At 52.0% G+C, this 17380-nt stretch carries 13 protein-coding genes and 1 tRNA gene; 12 read left to right on the top strand and 2 right to left on the bottom strand.

Features of this window, described 5'->3' with window-relative positions:
* Nucleotides 1–80 precede the first annotated feature (80 nt).
* Nucleotides 81–153 (top strand) — tRNA-Lys (locus Q5911_RS14005).
* A gap of 65 nt (nucleotides 154–218) precedes the next feature.
* On the opposite strand, the gene Q5911_RS14010 is transcribed toward Q5911_RS14005, so the two are convergent.
* Entirely contained in the window at nucleotides 219–1676 is a 1458-nt protein-coding gene (locus Q5911_RS14010) for a sodium-dependent transporter (RefSeq protein WP_303183701.1), read from the bottom strand.
* A 162-nt stretch (nucleotides 1677–1838) separates the two neighbouring features.
* Here Q5911_RS14010 and Q5911_RS14015 point away from each other — a divergent pair, with 162 nt between their 5' ends.
* The 11 genes from Q5911_RS14015 to Q5911_RS14065 all read left to right on the top strand — a co-directional run bounded on the left by Q5911_RS14015 (nucleotide 1839) and on the right by Q5911_RS14065 (nucleotide 15817).
* Complete coding sequence (locus Q5911_RS14015; protein ID WP_303183704.1) at nucleotides 1839–2900, top strand: DUF5067 domain-containing protein; 1062 nt, start codon at nucleotides 1839–1841, stop codon at nucleotides 2898–2900.
* Between the two features lie 44 nt (nucleotides 2901–2944).
* Nucleotides 2945–3802, top strand: coding sequence for a MurR/RpiR family transcriptional regulator (locus Q5911_RS14020; RefSeq protein WP_303183706.1), 858 nt, complete (start codon nucleotides 2945–2947; stop codon nucleotides 3800–3802).
* A gap of 245 nt (nucleotides 3803–4047) precedes the next feature.
* On the top strand, nucleotides 4048–5088 hold the full coding sequence (locus Q5911_RS14025) for a zinc-dependent dehydrogenase (RefSeq protein WP_303183708.1): 1041 nt from the start codon (nucleotides 4048–4050) through the stop codon (nucleotides 5086–5088).
* Between the two features lie 55 nt (nucleotides 5089–5143).
* Nucleotides 5144–5989 (top strand): class I fructose-bisphosphate aldolase, encoded by an 846-nt coding sequence (locus tag Q5911_RS14030; RefSeq protein WP_303183709.1) that lies wholly within the window; start codon nucleotides 5144–5146, stop codon nucleotides 5987–5989.
* A gap of 54 nt (nucleotides 5990–6043) precedes the next feature.
* Nucleotides 6044–7594 carry a xylulokinase gene (locus Q5911_RS14035; protein WP_303183710.1) on the top strand — a complete coding sequence of 517 codons (1551 nt, stop codon included), beginning with the start codon at nucleotides 6044–6046 and terminating at the stop codon, nucleotides 7592–7594.
* Nucleotides 7591–8556 carry a D-2-hydroxyacid dehydrogenase gene (locus Q5911_RS14040; protein WP_303183712.1) on the top strand — a complete coding sequence of 322 codons (966 nt, stop codon included), beginning with the start codon at nucleotides 7591–7593 and terminating at the stop codon, nucleotides 8554–8556. Before Q5911_RS14035 ends, Q5911_RS14040 begins: the two co-directional genes overlap by 4 nt.
* 38 nt (nucleotides 8557–8594) lie before the next feature.
* The gene (locus Q5911_RS14045) at nucleotides 8595–9911 is read left to right on the top strand and encodes a glucose-6-phosphate isomerase (protein WP_303183714.1); all 1317 of its coding nucleotides are present in this window, start codon (nucleotides 8595–8597) and stop codon (nucleotides 9909–9911) included.
* Between the two features lie 33 nt (nucleotides 9912–9944).
* Nucleotides 9945–11003 (top strand): 2-keto-3-deoxygluconate permease, encoded by a 1059-nt coding sequence (locus tag Q5911_RS14050; RefSeq protein WP_303183715.1) that lies wholly within the window; start codon nucleotides 9945–9947, stop codon nucleotides 11001–11003.
* Between the two features lie 405 nt (nucleotides 11004–11408).
* Complete coding sequence (locus Q5911_RS14055) at nucleotides 11409–13943, top strand: cation-translocating P-type ATPase (RefSeq protein WP_303183717.1); 2535 nt, start codon at nucleotides 11409–11411, stop codon at nucleotides 13941–13943.
* A gap of 1 nt (nucleotide 13944) precedes the next feature.
* Complete coding sequence (locus Q5911_RS14060) at nucleotides 13945–15123, top strand: AI-2E family transporter (RefSeq protein WP_076779795.1); 1179 nt, start codon at nucleotides 13945–13947, stop codon at nucleotides 15121–15123.
* A gap of 76 nt (nucleotides 15124–15199) precedes the next feature.
* Nucleotides 15200–15817: a nucleoside recognition protein gene (locus Q5911_RS14065; protein ID WP_303183720.1), complete on the top strand. Its 618-nt coding sequence runs from the start codon at nucleotides 15200–15202 to the stop codon at nucleotides 15815–15817.
* An 11-nt stretch (nucleotides 15818–15828) separates the two neighbouring features.
* On the opposite strand, the gene Q5911_RS14070 is transcribed toward Q5911_RS14065, so the two are convergent.
* A complete protein-coding gene (locus tag Q5911_RS14070) occupies nucleotides 15829–17220 on the bottom strand; it encodes an MATE family efflux transporter (protein ID WP_303183722.1) in 1392 nt (463 codons plus the stop codon).
* Nucleotides 17221–17380: the final 160 nt, after the last annotated feature.

Genomic DNA, 17380 nt, shown 5'->3' on the forward strand with positions numbered 1-17380 from the left:
GTAGAGCAGAGGACTGAAAATCCTCGTGTCACTGGTTCGATTCCGGTTCTGGGCACTTTCTTTTTCTAAAATTTGTATATGGGCGTGTAGCTCAGGTGGTAGAGCACTTGACTTTTAATCAAGTTGTCCGGGGTTCGAATCCCCGCACGCTCATGGAATGAGAGGAAAAATCAGCACTGCATTTGCAGTGCTGATTTTTCTTTTTACTCTTATTGTTTTTACTCTTTTTTCTTATACACGATCCGTGCCTGTAAAAGCAGGTATAGAGGATAGATCAGGCACAGGGCAGGCAGAAGATAGTTTGCCGGGAAGCCCAGTTTCTCGATAAATCCCTGGATCAGTATGAAGATAATGATAAGTGGAAGGACATAAGTCAGATATCCTTTTGTCCACCTGGGAAGTTTCAGGCCTTTTCCGCTGTTCACCTCTTCATAGTAACTGTCCCAGCCCCAGGCGTACCGGCTTGTACAGAACAGAAGGTACAGAAGGGAGCCAAGAGGAAGAAGTGTGTTGGACAGGATGAAGTCTTCCAGATCCTGCACGGTTGTCCCTGCGCCGAAAGGCTGGAAGCCGCTGAGTACGTTGAATCCTAGGGCACAGGGCAGAGAGAGGATCATAATAGCTACAATATTCACAAGGACAGCCTTCTTACGTGTCCATCCAAAATCCATGGCAAAGGCAATGATATTTTCAAATACTGCAATGACAGTGGTCAGTGCTGCAAATGCCAGGAACATGAAGAACAGAGCGCCCCACAGGCGTCCGCCAGCCATCTCGCTGAATGTCTGGGGCAGCGTCACGAAGATCAGGCCTGGTCCGCTTCCGGCGTCCACGTTGTAAGTGAAGCAGGCCGGGAAAATAACAAGACCGGATAAAAATGCCACCGTTGTGTCCAGAAGTACGACATTTACACTTTCGGAAACAAGAGAGTGTTGTTTATCAATATAGCTTCCGAAAATTGCAAGCGCGCCTATTCCGAGACTTAAGGTGAAAAAGGACTGCCCGAGAGCAGCAAACAGGATCTCTCCCAGGGAGTAATTTTCAAGCGCAGACTTAAAGTCCGGTATAAGATAGAAGGAAAGTCCCTCCTTTGCTCCGTCCAGGAAAAAGCTGTGGATGACAAGTACGATCAGGATGACAAATAAAAGACTCATCATGTACTTGGATACCTTTTCCACACCGCCTTTTAAACCGCGGGAGCAGATGAGAAATCCGATAACTGTGACAGCCAGCATCCAGCCCACCTGCTGAGCAGGATCAGACAGAAGTTCATTGAATGCGTTCCCAACCTGGGCGGTGTCCAGATGATCCATACTGCCGGAAATCATTTTCCAGAAATAGGCCAGGGTCCATCCGCCTACAGTGGTGTAGTACATCATCAGCATATAGTTGCCTAAAAGGGGAACAAGTTTGGTCCAGTGCCACCGGGTTCCGGCAGGTTCCAGAACCTCAAAGGATCTGGCGGCGGACTTCTGCGAGGCCCGTCCCACAGAGAATTCCATTGTCATGATGGGAAGCCCAAGGATGGCAAGGAAAATAAGATAGATGATCACGAACGCAGCTCCCCCGTACTGTCCCGTGATATAAGGAAAGCGCCATACGTTTCCAAGTCCGATGGCGCACCCGGCACTTATGAGAACGAAGCCAAGCCGGGAAGAAAATTTTTCACGTTTCATTAAAAAAACCTCAGTTTCCACACTCTCATCCCTTATATTCTAAGGAAAGAGAAGGGGATTGTCAACCGGGAGGAAATTTACTTTTTATGGGCAGTGTGGTACTATAAAAAGACCGGGAGAATAACAACTCTGAGAGATTATGAGGAAGGGAGCAAAAGAGAAATGAAATGCCCAATATGTGGTGGGGAATTAGTGCGGAGCAAAAAGGATCCGGAATACATGCTGTGCCGGAACTGTAAGAAGCGTTTTAAGCCCAGGAAGAAGACAGCCGAAAGGGCGGAGCGTCCGGGAGAGGAAAGACCGAGGTCAAAGAGGCCGGAGGCGCAGAGAACGGGAAGAGAGGAGCCGTCGGAGAGATTTAAGACCTTCCGTCTGATCATAGGGATCATATCGGTCATATTGTTCCTGCTCATCACGCTGCAGTCATGCGCGGCCGGCCTGGGAAATATCCTGTCGGCAAACGGGGAGGCCAGCGGAAGCGCGGGATTTATCCTTGCCCTCATGATGATGATAGGCGGTATCGTGACCATCTGCATGAGGAAAAAAGAGAGTGTGCCTGCCTTCATCGTTCCCTTTGTATTTTACACAGTCGGCGCACTGCTGGGGGCCGCCAATGTGGGAAGCTATGCTGATCTGGCCATATGGTCGGTGCTGGCGGCTGTATTTGGCGCCCTGCATCTGCTTTTCCTGTTTTTGTGCAGAGAAGCCAACATCATCCTGTCCATCCTTGTTCCGGTGCTGATCGTTGCGGCCATTGTGGGATTCACAGCGATGTCCTCAAGGGGAAGTGAAGACGGAGGCAGTACGGATACGACCTCAGGTAACCAGGGAGCATCGGATGAGGGAGCCGGGGATGACGGCGTCATCAACTTTAGCGGAACCGGCTATAATATCACTCTGACCAGAACGGAGACCGGGGGCGACTATGAGGGAAATCCCTGTGTGTACGTATACTACACCTTCACAAACACCGGGGAGCAGAATCTCTCCCCGGCGGCGGTATCCTATTTACAGGTATTCCAGAACGGAGTGTCCTGCGAGCGGGCTATCACCTCAGAAATCAACGACCAGATGAACAACTACAGCAATGAGGTCCAGCCCGGAGGAAGCTCAGAGGCATGTGAGGTCTTCTCCCTCACAGACATGTCCGATATAACGGTGGAGATTTCTGATTTCCTGTCAGCCAGCGGAGAGAAGGACAGCCAGGTGATACAGCTTCAGTAAACAGGAAAAGGCGTCAGGATATAAATAAAATGAGGTGGTAGACCATGAACGATAAAAAGGGATGTAAAGAGAGGCTGATCGAAAAGCTGGAGGGGGAGCACACTAAGAAGGCGGAGAGAAAGATCGCCGACTACTTTTTGAAAAATTTTGAAAAGACACTGCACAGTACACTGCTGGAGCTGGCGGAAGAGATAGGCGTCAGCGATGCGTCTATTGTCCGCTTCTGCAAAAGCATCGGCTATGTGGGGTTTCAGGAATATAAGATCAACGCTGCGCTGGAGAGTGTGCCCGCACCCAGACTCTATAATTCCAGCCTGACGGCCCAGGACAGCCCTTCAGAAATATGCAGCAAGATTTTTTCCATAGAAAATTCCGCGCTACAGCAGACCAGCATGGAGATGGATGTGGAAGTGGTCGAACAGGCGGCGGCGGATATGCTTTCCGCCAGGCGCATTATGATCGTAGGGACAGGGGGAAGCAGTATCGTCGCAAAGGATCTGCAGCACAAGCTCCTGAAGATAGGCGTGTTTTCCCTGGTAAACGAAGACAAGGACCTGCAGCTTATGACAGCTTCGCTTCTGGGAAAAGGAGATGTCCTCCTTGCGATCTCTGCCTCCGGGGGCAACAGACATACGGCCCATGTAGTGGAAATCGCACATGGAAACGGGGCCCGGGTCATCACTCTGACGACCAAAGCGAAGAATCTTCTGGAGGAACAGGCAGATTTAAGCCTGTACACAGTGAGTGAGAAGACGATCTTTGAGTCAGAGTCCTTCAGCGTGAGACTGGCACAGCTCGCTGTGCTTGACTGCCTGGTGGCGATCATGGCCTTCCGCAATTACGACAGGTCGCTGGAGGCGATGAGCGCCACGCGTCTTTCGACTTCTTCTGACAAGGAATAAGACTTTAAAAGAGACACTACAACATAAATTTTGTAGTGTCTCTTTTTTTATGCCTAGAAAAAGTAAAAAAACTAAATCTAAAAATAGTGAAAAGCATTAAGAAAGCTACAAATAATAGGTGAAATGCACAAAAAGCGGAGACGTAAATTGTGCACAATAGTAAAAGTCTAAAAATAATGTTGTAAAATTACTACATTTATGCTAGTATCAATTACAGATGAAATACATATACAGGAGGGAGAAGCATGAAAGCAGTAGTTTTAAACGGCCCCAATGACTTTGCTGCAGTGGAAGATTATCCGAAGCCGCAGATCGGTCCGGGAGATATGCTGTTGGAGATGAAGAGGACAGCAATCTGTGGCACAGATATAAGGATTCTTGAAGGGAAAAAGACGAAGGATGTGCGCTACGGACACATCATCGGGCATGAGATCAGCGGTGTGATCTGCGAGGTCGGGGCAGAGGTTGAGGGATACTCTGTCGGCGACAGAGTCGCCGTGGAGAATGTGATCCCGGACGGCACCTGCGCGATGTGCATCAGCGGTCACGACAATGTATGTCTCCACAGGCAGGCTATTGGCTACGAGTTTGACGGAGGATTTGCGGAGTATGTGTTTATTCCGGAGGTGGCTATCAAGGGTGGAAATGTAGTAAAACTTACTGACAATATTTCCTATGGCGAGGGAGCCCTGATCGAACCGCTCTCCTGCTGTCTGAGAGGACAGAGAAACGCAGGGGTGAAATTCAACGATGTGGTTGTGATCGTGGGGGCAGGTCCTATCGGACTGATGCACACCCTGCTGGCAAAGGCAGCAGGCGCCCGGAAGGTCATCGTCAGTGAGCTGAATGAATTCCGCCGCGGCAAGGCTCTTGAGTGCGGAGCGGATATCGTTGTGGACTCAGCGAATGAAGATTTAAAGGGGATCGTGATGAGCGAGACAAACGGCGTGGGAGCGGATGTTGTCATTGTCGCCATCGGTATCCCGGCTCTGGTCAATCCAAGCATTGAGCTTGTCAGAAAGAATGGAAGCATCTGCCTGTTCGCCGGATTTACAAAGGGCGTGAAGGCAGAGATAGACCCGAACCTGATCCACTACGGCGAGATCAGGATGTGCGGCTCCAGCGCTTACCGGCGCCAGGACTACCAGGAGGCGGCCCAGATGGTCATGAGCGGAGCGGTAGATATGAAGCCGATCATCACAAATGTATTTAAAATAGAAGATTTTCAGAAGGCGTACGAGGCTGTAAAGAGCGGAGCAGACCTGAAGGTAGAGATCGAACCATAATAAACAGAACAATTTATAAATCCAGATAAGAGATATAAAAAGGAGTGTATGAACAATGGCAATGATGGGAAAAGAAGTAAGACTTGCGAGACTTGTTAATTCGAAGAGCAATAAGATGATGGCGATCACAGTGGACCACGCAATTTCAAGGGGAATTGCACCGATGACTGGTATCCATGATATCCAGGGAGCTATTGACAAGATTGTTGCCGGAAGACCGGACGCTATGACAATGACAAAGGGAATCCAGGAGAGATGCTGGGGACCTCACGTTGGATCCGGAATTTCCGTACTGCAGAAAATCTCCAACTACTCTCCCACAGCTCCGACAAACGACATTGTATTCGGGTCTGTGGACGCCGCCATCAGAATGGGCGCTGACGCTGTATCTATGGGAGCCATGACACTGGGCGATTTCCAGAACGAGCAGTTCGAGCGTATCGGAGAGGTGTCTGACTACTGCGACAAGATGGGCATGCCTCTGATCGGACATGTTTATCCCAAGGGAGAGAGCGTTCCGGCTGACAAGAGGACTGCATGGGAGAATATCGCTTACTGCGTGAGAAGCGCCTGCGAGCTTGGAATGGACGTTGTAAAGACAACCTATACAGGAGACCCTGACAGCATGGCAAAGGTCATCGCCTGCGTGCCCTCCTCCTTCCGCGTGGTGATCCAGGGCGGCGATGCCTGCAAGACGCTGGATGACTATCTCCAGATGACACGAGACGCCATGGACTGCGGAGTAGGCGGAGTCACAATGGGACGCTTTGTGTGGGATTACAAGGATGTAACGGCCCTTGTCATCGCCCTGAGATATATGATCCACGAGGGATACAGCGTAAAAGAGGCAAAGGAGCTGCTGGCACAGCTTGAGAACGACAAGAATTACGATCAGTTTTAATCAGACACAATCAGTTTTAAGTTTTAAAGGATAATTTTACAGGCGGGATGTTGTATGGAAAAAGAATATTTACTCGGCGTCGATGTGGGAACGACCAGTATCAAAGTGGCCATCATCGACAAAAATGCTGATCTGCTGGGCATCAGCAGCAGCTCTTACCGTCTGATCACGCCAAAACCGGACTATGTGCAGATTGACACGGAGGATATGTGGGAGGCCTATCTGAAGTGTATGAGGCTCCTGTTCGAGGGAAAGGGGATCGATCCTGGAAAGATCGCCGGAATAGGAATCTCAAGCCTCTGTCCGGGGCTGGCCGCGTTTGGTGAAGACGGGGAGATCCTTGTAGATCCTATTATTTATTCTGACAGGAGAAGCACAAAGGAGGCTGAGATCATCCTTGATGCAGTGGGAGAGAAGAAGCTCTTTGAGATCACGGCCAACAAGTGCATGTCCGGGGCTCATTCAGGAACCTCCATGCTCTGGATCAAGAGAAATCTGCCGGATATCTACGAGAAGACAAAATACTTTGGCCATGTCAATACGGTCATGGCCCAGAAAATGACAGGGAACTATGCCATTGATTACTCCAACGCCTCCTACACCAATCTGTTTGAGACGGTGAAGGGGCACGACGGCCAGTGGTCGGATTACCTCTGCGAAAAGATAGGGATCCCCAAAGAGAAGCTGCCGCCGCTGATGGACTCCGCAGATGTCGTGGGAGGTCTTATCAACAAGGAGATGATCAGGATGGGTATCCCGGAGGGAACGCCTGTCGTGATAGGCGGAGCCGATACACCCTGCGCCACTCTTGCGGCCGGGGTAAAGGCAAACGGGGACGCCTGCGAGTCTGTGGGGACCACGGATGTCCTGACGATCTGCGTGGATAAGCCCAATTTTGACGAGAGCTTTATCAACCGCTGTCATGTGGTGAGGGGCACCTGGATCTACCAGGGAGCCATGTCCTATACGGGGGCTGCCTACCAGTGGTTCAGGGATAAATTCTGCAGCGACATGAATGAGAAGGCGGCAGGCAGCAATCAGAACGCATTTATGCTGATGAATGAGGAGGCTGCCCAGTCAGAGCCGGGAGCGGGTGGAATTGTATTCCTTCCCTATATGCAGGGAGAGAGAAGCCCGGTGTGGGATTCCTACGCAAGAGGGGTGTTTTTCGGCGTGTCCCTGCGAAGCTCCAGAAAGGATTTTAACCGTGCGGTCATGGAAGGCTGCGGCTACGGCCTGCGGCAGCTCTGTGAGATTGCGGAGCGGGTGACCGGCCACAGGATGACAGGCTTTTCCTCCATAGGAGGCGGAGCCAAGAGCGAGCTGTGGGCCCACATCAAGGCGGATATCACAGGAAAGGATATCGAGATCCTGGATATGAACGACACGGCGCCGGTGGGAGCGGCCCTGCTGGCCGGAGTGGGAGCCGGAATATACAGGGATGCAGTGGAGGCGTCCGACAAGGTGAAAAAGACCGTTTACAAGGTGATCAGAAGCAGTGACGAGAATAAGGACGCCTATGAAAAGGGATACCAGGTCTACACGAACCTGTATCCGAGAATAAAGGACCTTTACAGGATCGATCAAGGGAGTTTGGCTGAATGAAGATTGTAGTATTAGACGGATATACAGAAAATCCCGGCGATCTGAGCTGGGATAAGCTGAGGGAGTTTGGTGATCTGACTGTATATGACAGGACTCCGGTGGACGACGAGGAGGAGATCATCAGAAGGATCGGTGACGCGGAGGTGGTATTTACCAACAAGACGCCTGTCTCCAGGAAGGTCATCGACGCCTGCCCGGGTATGTGCATGATCAGCATGCTGGCCACTGGCTACAACGTCGTGGATCATACATACGCAAAGGAAAAAGGCATACCAGTCACGAACGTGCCCACATACGGGACAGCGTCAGTGGGGCAGTTTGCCATTGCGCTGCTGCTTGAGATATGCCATCATGTCGGGCATCACGACCGGACCGTACATGAGGGAAAATGGGAGAGTTGTGAGGACTGGTGCTACTGGGACTATCCTCTTATCGAGCTGGACGGCAAGACGATGGGAGTCATTGGATTTGGCCGCATCGGCCAGACTACCGGCAGGCTGGCGAAGGCGCTTGGCATGCGCGTGCTCGCCTACGACTCTTACCCGAACGAGGCGGGAAAACAGATCGCGGAGTATGTGGATCTGGACACGCTGCTGGCGCAGTCGGATGTGATCGCGCTCCACTGTCCGCTCTTCCCGGATACCGAGAGCATCATCAATAAAAAAAGCATCGCCAAAATGAAGGACGGGGTCATCCTGATCAATAATTCCCGGGGACCGCTGGTAGTAGAACAGGACCTGGCGGACGCCCTGAATACGGGAAAGGTTGCCGCGGCGGGACTGGACGTCGTTTCCACAGAGCCGATCAAGGGGGACAATCCGCTTTTGAAGGCGAAAAACTGCATCATCACACCCCACATTTCCTGGGCGCCCAAGGAAAGCAGGCAGAGAATCATGGACTGCGCGTATGACAACCTGAAGGCGTATGCAGAGGGAAAGCCGATCAACGTGGTCAATAGTTAGAGGAACAGCCAGAAGAAGCGTTAGAAGGAGCGAGTGTCATGAAGGAACAAATACAGTTTGTGGATGAGGGAGTCAGAGACTGGATCTCTGACGAAGAATTTAAAAATTTTCAGGCCACCGCGGAGGCGGCCAAAGAGCGCCTCATGAAGCGGGAGGGGGCGGGAAACGACTTCCTCGGATGGATGGACCTTCCGGAGCAATATGATAAAGAGGAGCTGCGCAGGATCAAAGAGGCGGCCAGGAAAATCCAGAATGATTCCCGGGTGCTGCTGGTCATCGGCATCGGCGGCTCCTATCTGGGAGCCAGGGCAGCCATTGAGTTTTTACACCACAGCTTTTACAACAGCCTCTCCGACGACGAGAGGACGACACCGAAAATCTATTTCTGCGGAAATTCCAATTCCTCCAAATACCTGGCGGATCTGATGGACATTCTCGGCGATCAGGATTTCTCCATCAATGTGATCTCCAAATCAGGGACAACCACAGAGTCCGCGGTAGCTTTCCGCATCTTTAAAAAGAAGCTGGAGGAAAAATACGGGAAGGAGGAGGCGGCCAAAAGGGTCTATGCCACTACGGACAGACAGCGCGGAGCGCTGAAAAAGATGGCGGACAAGGAGGGGTACACCTGCTTTGTCATCCCGGACGACGTGGGAGGCAGATACTCTGTGCTGACCGCAGTGGGGCTTCTGCCCATCGCCGTGTCAGGGGCGGATGTGGACGCTCTCCTCGAGGGAGCGGCAGACATGAGAAAGCGGATCATGGAAGCCTCTTATGAAGAAAATCCTTCTGTGCGGTACGCGGCCTGCCGCAATATCCTTCTCAGAAAGGGGAAGGCAGTGGAGGTGCTGGCCAACTACGAGACAAGCCTCCACTACGTGTCCGAGTGGTGGAAGCAGCTGTACGGGGAAAGCGAAGGGAAGGACCAGAGGGGACTCTTCCCGGCAGCAGTGGACCTGACCACAGACCTTCACTCCATGGGGCAGTACATGCAGGACGGGGCAAGGATCCTGATCGAGACAGTGCTGAATGTGGAGGAATCCTCCCGCACAGTGGAGATACCCGCTGAGGAGGAGGACCTGGACGGACTGAACTATCTGGCCCATAAGACCGTAGATTTTGTCAACAAAGCGGCAATGGAGGGAACCATCGCGGCTCATAAGGAGGGCGGTGTCCCCGTCATGCGCATAGACCTTCCCAGACAGGATGAATATACGCTGGGACAGCTGTTCTACTTTTTCTGGTTCGCCTGCGGAGTGAGCGGCTATATAGGAGCCATCAATCCATTCGACCAGCCAGGGGTAGAGAGCTATAAGAGAAATATGTTTGCGATACTTGGCAAGCCTCAGAAATAGTCTGGAATTGTTTGTTTTAAAGGAGGAGAAAACATGAAAGAAAATAACAACGCTGTTCAGGAGAACAGGCCAAAGGATCTGGACCTGCTGAACAAGATGAAAAACCTGCCGGGCGGGCTTATTATTGTACCTTTGCTGATCGCCGTACTGCTGGCTACGTTCTGCCCTCAGGTATTTGAGATAGGCGGCTATGTGACAGCTCTGTTCTATGAAGGAAATTCCTGTATGATGGGCTTTTTCCTCATCGTCTGCGGATCTGCCATCAATGTAAAGCAGGTTGGTATGCCTCTGTACAAGGGCGTGACACTGACAGCAACCAAGTTCCTTCTCGGCGTGGCCATCGGTATGATCGTGAGTGCTGTATGCGGGCCGGAAGGCTTCCTTGGGATTGCCCCCTTCGTGTGGATTGCGACCATCACGAACTCAAACGGGTCCCTGTACATCTCCCTGTCCTCTCAGTTCGGTAACGCGACAGACACAGGAGCCATCTCCATCCTGTCCCTGAACGACGGACCGTTCTTCACCCTGGTAGCCCTGGGCGCGACAGGACTTGCATCCATCCCCTTCAATTCCTTTGTCGCAGTGCTTGTTCCGCTGCTCATCGGTTTCATCTGGGGCAACCTGGACGCAGGCTTCAGAAAGGCCTGTGCGACAGCGCAGCCGATCGTCACCTTCTTCATGACGATCCCCATCGGAGCGCAGACAGATATCAATACCATCGTGACCGCCGGAGCGGCCGGTATCATCCTTGGCCTTGTATCCGCGGCAACAGCAGTCATCTTCTTCTTCACAAACAACATCCTTCTTCCGAAGAAGGAGAGAAACGCGATGGGCGCTGCCATCGGCACGACAGCCCTGAACTCTGCCATGACACCTGCGGCAGTAGGCGAGGCGGACCCGTCCATGGCTCAGTACGTGGACATGGCCACAGCACAGTGCGCCACAGCATCTGTTGTCACCCTGTTCCTCTGCCCGTTCATCACAGCGTTCTTTGACAAGCTGATGCAGAAGAAGCAGCTTGGCATCTACTCGCCGGAGGGCTGGGCGCGCTACAAGGTTGACCCCAGCGTGCCGGCACCTGCTGAGATGTAGACAGACAAGGTACATAATATTATGAAGAAGTAAACAGGCGGACATGCCTCCAGGGAGCGATCCTTGGATGTGTGTCCGCCTTTCTTTTTGGGGAGCGTTTTCGTATAGCTGATACATTTTCTGGAAAAAATAATGGTTGACACAACAGAAAATATCGTTTATATTTGTTTTTGTAGATAAAAGGGAGTAACTGGCATGTGCAGATATGGCGCATGTTTGCGATATCGTCAATACGATGAATACTCATCCGTATCGTAATGAAACAGTGAGACTTTTATTGCATAACAGATCGTATGCAATAAAGGCCTCTTTTTTATTGCACAGGAAATTGTATCTAATGTTTCCTTTTATATAAAAAAGGCTTTTACTGCAGATGAAAATGCAAATGAAGAGAGGAGAAATGCTATGTTAACAAGCGAGCAGGCCAGACAAAACCAGGAAAAATATGGTTTTAACGAGCTGGTGGAGGGGAAGAAGAAGAGCACGCTGCAGATTTTTCTGGAGCAGTATAAAGATTTCCTTGTCATCATACTGATCGTGGCAGCCATTGTGTCCGGATTTCTGGGAGATTTTGAGAGTGCCATCGTTATCCTTGTCGTTATCACTATGAATGCGATCCTGGGTACAGTACAGACTTTAAAGGCGGAGCAGTCTCTGGACAGTCTGAAGCAGATGTCCGCACCGGAGGCAAAGGTCATCCGTGACGGCGTGTTAAAGCAGATCCCGTCCAGAGAGGTCACCATCGGAGACCGTGTACTCCTGGAGGCAGGAGACTGTGTGCCCGCTGACGGAAAGCTGGTGGAATGTGCCAGCCTGAAAGTGGATGAGAGCGCGCTGACAGGAGAGAGTTTATCTGTTGAGAAATCTCTGGACGAGGTGCCCGAGGGAGCGGCTCTGGGAGACCAGACAAACCGGGTGTTCTCGGGGAGCTTTGTCACCTACGGGCGGGCGGCCTACGAGGTCACCGACATCGGTATGGGCACAGAGGTGGGCAAGATCGCAAGCCTCCTGAAAAATACATCTGAGAAGAGAACACCGCTCCAGGTAAATCTGGACGATTTCGGAAAGAAACTTTCAATATTGATCATTATTTTCTGTGCGATCCTGTTCGGCATCAGCATTTTCAGAGGAGACCAGCCGGGAGATGCTTTCCTCTTTGCAGTTGCCCTTGCGGTAGCAGCAATCCCGGAGGCTTTAAGCTCTATCGTCACCATCGTGCTTTCCTTCGGTACACAGAAGATGGCCAAGGAGCACGCTATCATCCGCAAGCTCCAGGCAGTGGAGGGACTGGGAAGCGTGTCCATCGTCTGTTCCGATAAGACAGGTACACTGACACAGAACAAGATGACAGTGGAAGATTACTATGTGGACGGAAAGAGGATCCCGGTGGCTCAGATCGATCTTAACGATGCCAACCAGGAACGTCTTCTGAACTACAGTATCCTCTGCAATGACTCTACCAATACAGACGGACAGGAGATCGGCGATCCCACAGAGACAGCCCTCATCAACCTGGGAAGCAAGCTGGGAAGAGAGGCGCTGGAGGTCCGGGATGTATATGAGAGAAAATCAGAGATCCCATTTGACAGCGACAGAAAGCTCATGTCCACTGCCCATATCCTCGATGGAAAGCACACCATGGTTGTCAAGGGAGCTGTGGATGTCCTTCTCACAAGGATGACTCATATCCGCCTCGGCGAGACAGTAGAGCCCATGACAGAGGAGCAGAAAGCCCGGATCGAGGCCCAGAACATGGAGTTCTCCAGGGACGGCCTCCGGGTGCTTGCCTTTGCCTATAAAGAGATCGAAGAGGACAGGGAGATTACCCTGGAAGATGAAAATGATCTTACATTCCTCGGCCTTGTGGCTATGATGGATCCGCCCAGAGAGGAGTCCAAGGCGGCTGTCGAGGAGTGTATCCAGGCTGGTATCAAGCCGATCATGATCACAGGCGACCACAAGGTGACAGCGGCAGCTATCGCAAAGCGTATCGGGATCCTGAAGGACGAGTCCGAGGCCTGCGAGGGCGCTGTGATCGAGGACATGACAGACGAGGAGCTGCAGGAGTTTGTTCCGAAGATTTCCGTGTACGCCCGTGTGTCACCGGAGCACAAGATCCGTATTGTCCGGGCATGGCAGGACAGAGGCAACATTGTTGCCATGACAGGAGACGGTGTCAATGACGCGCCGGCTCTGAAGCAGGCCGACATTGGCGTGGCCATGGGTATCACAGGAACAGAGGTTTCCAAGGATGCGGCCGCCATGGTACTGACTGACGACAACTTTGCAACCATTGTAAAAGCGGTGGAGAACGGGCGTAACCTGTACAGGAACATCAAGCTTTCCATCCAGTTCCTGTTATCCGGCAACTTTGGAGCTATCCTCACCGTGCTCTTTGCATCTATCGTGGGACTTCCGGTTCCATTTGCACCGGTACATCTTCTGTTCATCAACCTTCTGACAGACAGTCTCCCGGCTATCGCACTGGGACTTGAGCCTCACACGAAGGACGTGATGTCAGAGAAGCCGAGGCCGATTAATGAGTCTATCCTGACAAAGGATTACCTGCTCCGGATCGGCACGGAGGGACTGTGCATCGGCGCCATGACTACCACCGCATTCCTGATCGGACTCAACGAGGGCGGCAGCCTGCTTGGAAGCACTCTGGCCTTTGGCACGCTGTGTACATCCAGGCTTGTGCATGGATTTAACTGTAAATCAAACAAACCGGTTATCTTTACAAACAGATTTTTCAATAACGTATATCTGATCGGTGCATTTGTACTTGGACTTCTTCTGATCACAGGCGTTCTGATGATCCCTGGACTTCACAACCTGTTCAACGTACAGACACTGGACGGAGCACACCTCCTGATCGTGTATGGACTTGCGCTTCTGAACCTGCCGATCATCCAGCTCTTAAAGAAACTGAGGAAGTAAAATGGACTTAAATAGGGAAAACATCAAAAAGATCAGAGGACTTATTATTTTCACGGCGCTGCTTGTTGTCTGCCTGTGGCAGTATGACGTAGTGTTTTCAGCGATCGAGTTCGTCTTTGGTGTGACATTTCCGTTTATTCTTGGAGGAGCCTTTGCCTTTGTGCTGAATGTTCCCATGAACTTCATACAGAGGCATCTGTTCCCTCCGAACGTGACAGAGAAGAGTAAATTTATGAAAAAGGCAGCCCGGCCCTTAAGCATGGTGGCTGTGATCCTGCTTGTCATCGGCGTTGTGGCGCTTGTCATGCTGGTGCTGATCCCGCAGCTTGGGAGTACGCTTGTGACGCTGGGAAACAGCATCCAGGACTTTATCCCACGGGTGCAGAAGTGGGCGGAGGATATATTCCGGGACAACGCCCAGATCAGCCAGTGGCTGGCGAACCTGGACTTTGACTGGAACCGGATCATGGAAGTGGGGATGTCCTTCTTCAGCAGCGGCGCCGGCAATATGCTGGACTCCACCATCACGGTGGCACGCAGTATCATAAACGGAGTGACTACATTCTTTATCGCTTTTGTGTTTGCCTGCTATATCCTTCTCCAGAAGGAGAAGCTGAACGTGCAGGTAAGAAAAGTGCTCTATGCATTTATCCCAAGAGGCAGGGCGGAGGCGGCGCTGGAGGTATTCTCACTGACCTACAGCACTTTTTCCAGCTTTCTTACAGGGCAGTGCCTGGAGGCCATCATACTGGGAACCATGTTTGTCATTGCCATGACGCTCTTCCAGATGCCCTACGCGCTGCTGGTGGGCGTGGTCATCTCCTTCACGGCGCTGATCCCTATCTTTGGGGCTTTCATCGGATGTGCCATCGGAGCCTTTCTGATCTTTATGGTGGATCCCATCAAGGCGCTTGGGTTTATTGTGTTGTTCCTGGTGCTGCAGCAGATCGAGGGGAATTTCATCTATCCCCACGTGGTAGGCAATTCTGTGGGGCTGCCTTCTATCTGGGTACTGGCAGCAGTCAGCCTGGGCGGCAGTCTGATGGGGGTTGTGGGGATGCTGATCTTTATCCCCATCGTATCGGTAGTCTACGCTCTCTTCCGCGAGATCGTGTATCTGAAGCTGAAACAGCAGAAGATCGATCCAGAGGAGATCGAGGCGGAAGTGAAAAGAGAATAACAGCGAACAGACGGGCGGTATATCCGCCCGTTTTTTTCATAAGATATACAAAGGCGAATTTTACAGAGGAACAGATATGCTGAACTATCTCTGGGCGGGAATGATCATCGTCGGCATCGTGTATGCGGCGTGTACGGGAAATATTGTGGAGGTGACGAACGCGGCGCTGGACTCATCCAGAGAGGCCATCACTTTGTGCATCACCATGGCAGGGGTGATGGCTTTCTGGACAGGGCTTATGGAGATCGCCCAGAGGGGCGGACTGATCCGGTCGCTGACAAGGCAGATGGCGCCGGTGCTTAAGTTCCTTTTTCCAGGGCTGCCGGCCGGACATCCGGCAAGGGAACACATTGCAACGAACTTTATCGCCAATGTGCTGGGGCTTGGCTGGGCGGCTACGCCGGCCGGGCTTAAGGCTATGGCGGACCTGGAAAATCTGGAGGAGGACAGAAGATCAAGGCGGGCAGCAGGCCCTGCAAGGAAACGGGGGATTGCCAGCAATGAGATGTGTACCTTTCTGATCATCAATATTTCTTCTCTTCAGCTTATCCCGGTAAATGTGATCGCTTACCGGAGCCAGTACGGGAGCGTGAATCCGGCGGCCATTGTAGGGGTCGGGATACTGGCCACAGCGGCGAGTACCGGGGCGGCGGTGATCTTCTGCAGGATGATGGATAGAAAAAGGAGGACATGAGGGCCCTCCTTCTATTTTGTCTTTTCGGTGGTCTCTTTCTCCTTCCGACTCAGCATGGGCCACACCGTCAGCAGCATGGTGACGAAGCAGGCTGTACCGCCCACCACATTGGAGATAGGCTCTGCCAGGAACACGCCGTCCGTGCCAAGGCCGCCTACGGCCGGAAGCAGCAGGGTGAGCGGGATCACGATGATCACCTTGCGGAACAGGGAGAAGAAGACGGCCTGCTTTGAGCGGCCGAGAGCCACGGCTGTGGACTGACCGGCAAACTGCAGGGACATCATAAAAATGCCGGCAAAGTAGATGCGCATGGCGGGCACGCCCTTCTCGATGAGCTCCGGGTCACTGTTGAAGAGGTGGATGAAAAAGTGGGGAAAGAAAAACAAAAGGGCCCAGGCGAAAAAGGAAAATACAATACACGCCCAGGAGGTGAATTTGATCGCCGATTTTACCCGTTTGTATTCCCCGGCGCCGTAGTTGAAGCTCATGACAGGCTGGGCGCCGTTTGTCAGCCCGTTGGCGGGCATGGTGATGATCTCACGCACGGAGTTGATGACCGTCATGATGCCCACGTACAGGTCGCCGCCGTAGCGCTGCAGGGTGGCGTTGCACATGATCTGGACAGAGCCGTTTGTGATGGACATGATAAAGCCGGACAGTCCCAGTCCGGTAATTTTCTTTATGACAGCCGGCTCCGGTTTCATGTAAGCGGGCGACAGAGTGATCACCGCCTTCTTCCCGGTGAGGAAATGGAAGACCCACACAGCGGAGACGAACTGGGAGATGATGGTGGCCAGCGCGGCTCCCCGGACGCCCATGCCGAACACGAAGATAAAAAGAGGGTCAAGGACCAGGTTCAGCACAGCCCCGATAGACACGGAGAGCATTCCTGTGACTCCGAACCCCTGGGCGTTGATAAAGTTGTTCATGCCAAGGCTTACCATCACAAAGAGAGTGCCGCACAGGTAAATGGTGAGGTAGGCGTCCGCATAGGGATAGGTCACGTCGCTGGCGCCGAAAAGGTACATCAGCGGACGACGGAAAACATAGCACAGGACAGCCAGTATCAGGCCGCTTACAAGAAGCATGGTAAAGGAGTTTGCCATGATCTTTTTTGCCTTTTCCGTCTCGCCGCCGCCCCTTGCAATGGAGAAAAGAGGGGCGCCGCCTGTGCCGAACAGGTTGGCAAAGGCAGTGATGATGGTGATGACAGGAAGGGTGAGCCCTATTCCGGTCAGTGCCTGGGTAGAGGTGTGGGGGATGTGGCCGATGTAGATCCGGTCCACCACATTATATAAGACGTTGATGAGCTGCGCGCAGGTCATGGGGACGGCGAGCCTCAGGATATTTCCGGCCACGCTCCCCTTGCTGAAATCGCTTGTATTCTGTGCTGTATGCTGCATGAGATCACCTTCTGCTGTGTAAAATTTCTGTAAATAGTATAGACTTTTTTGAGATTGTTTTCAAGATTGGCACATATACATAAAAGAGATGTAAAAGAGCTGTGAGCAGTGGAAAGAGGGATGTAGATGGAAATATTTATGATCATCTCAAATATGATCA

Origin of the sequence: Lachnoclostridium phocaeense, from assembly GCF_959599685.1 — a bacterium.
Lineage (GTDB): Bacteria > Bacillota > Clostridia > Lachnospirales > Lachnospiraceae > Claveliimonas > Claveliimonas monacensis.

Bases quoted from the DNA above. Each gene is read 5' to 3' on its own strand.
- Q5911_RS14055 (WP_303183717.1), top strand. From the start codon at position 11,409: ATGTTAACAAGCGAGCAGGCCAGACAAAACCAGGAAAAATATGGTTTT.
- Q5911_RS14045 (WP_303183714.1), top strand. From the start codon at position 8,595: ATGAAGGAACAAATACAGTTTGTGGATGAGGGAGTCAGAGACTGGATC.
- Q5911_RS14020 (WP_303183706.1), top strand. From the start codon at position 2,945: ATGAACGATAAAAAGGGATGTAAAGAGAGGCTGATCGAAAAGCTGGAG.
- Q5911_RS14050 (WP_303183715.1), top strand. From the start codon at position 9,945: ATGAAAGAAAATAACAACGCTGTTCAGGAGAACAGGCCAAAGGATCTG.
- Q5911_RS14065 (WP_303183720.1), top strand. From the start codon at position 15,200: ATGCTGAACTATCTCTGGGCGGGAATGATCATCGTCGGCATCGTGTAT.
- Q5911_RS14070 (WP_303183722.1), bottom strand. From the start codon at position 17,220: ATGCAGCATACAGCACAGAATACAAGCGATTTCAGCAAGGGGAGCGTG.
- Q5911_RS14025 (WP_303183708.1), top strand. From the start codon at position 4,048: ATGAAAGCAGTAGTTTTAAACGGCCCCAATGACTTTGCTGCAGTGGAA.
- Q5911_RS14035 (WP_303183710.1), top strand. From the start codon at position 6,044: ATGGAAAAAGAATATTTACTCGGCGTCGATGTGGGAACGACCAGTATC.
- Q5911_RS14015 (WP_303183704.1), top strand. From the start codon at position 1,839: ATGAAATGCCCAATATGTGGTGGGGAATTAGTGCGGAGCAAAAAGGAT.
- Q5911_RS14040 (WP_303183712.1), top strand. From the start codon at position 7,591: ATGAAGATTGTAGTATTAGACGGATATACAGAAAATCCCGGCGATCTG.
- Q5911_RS14060 (WP_076779795.1), top strand. From the start codon at position 13,945: ATGGACTTAAATAGGGAAAACATCAAAAAGATCAGAGGACTTATTATT.
- Q5911_RS14010 (WP_303183701.1), bottom strand. From the start codon at position 1,676: ATGAAACGTGAAAAATTTTCTTCCCGGCTTGGCTTCGTTCTCATAAGT.
- Q5911_RS14030 (WP_303183709.1), top strand. From the start codon at position 5,144: ATGGCAATGATGGGAAAAGAAGTAAGACTTGCGAGACTTGTTAATTCG.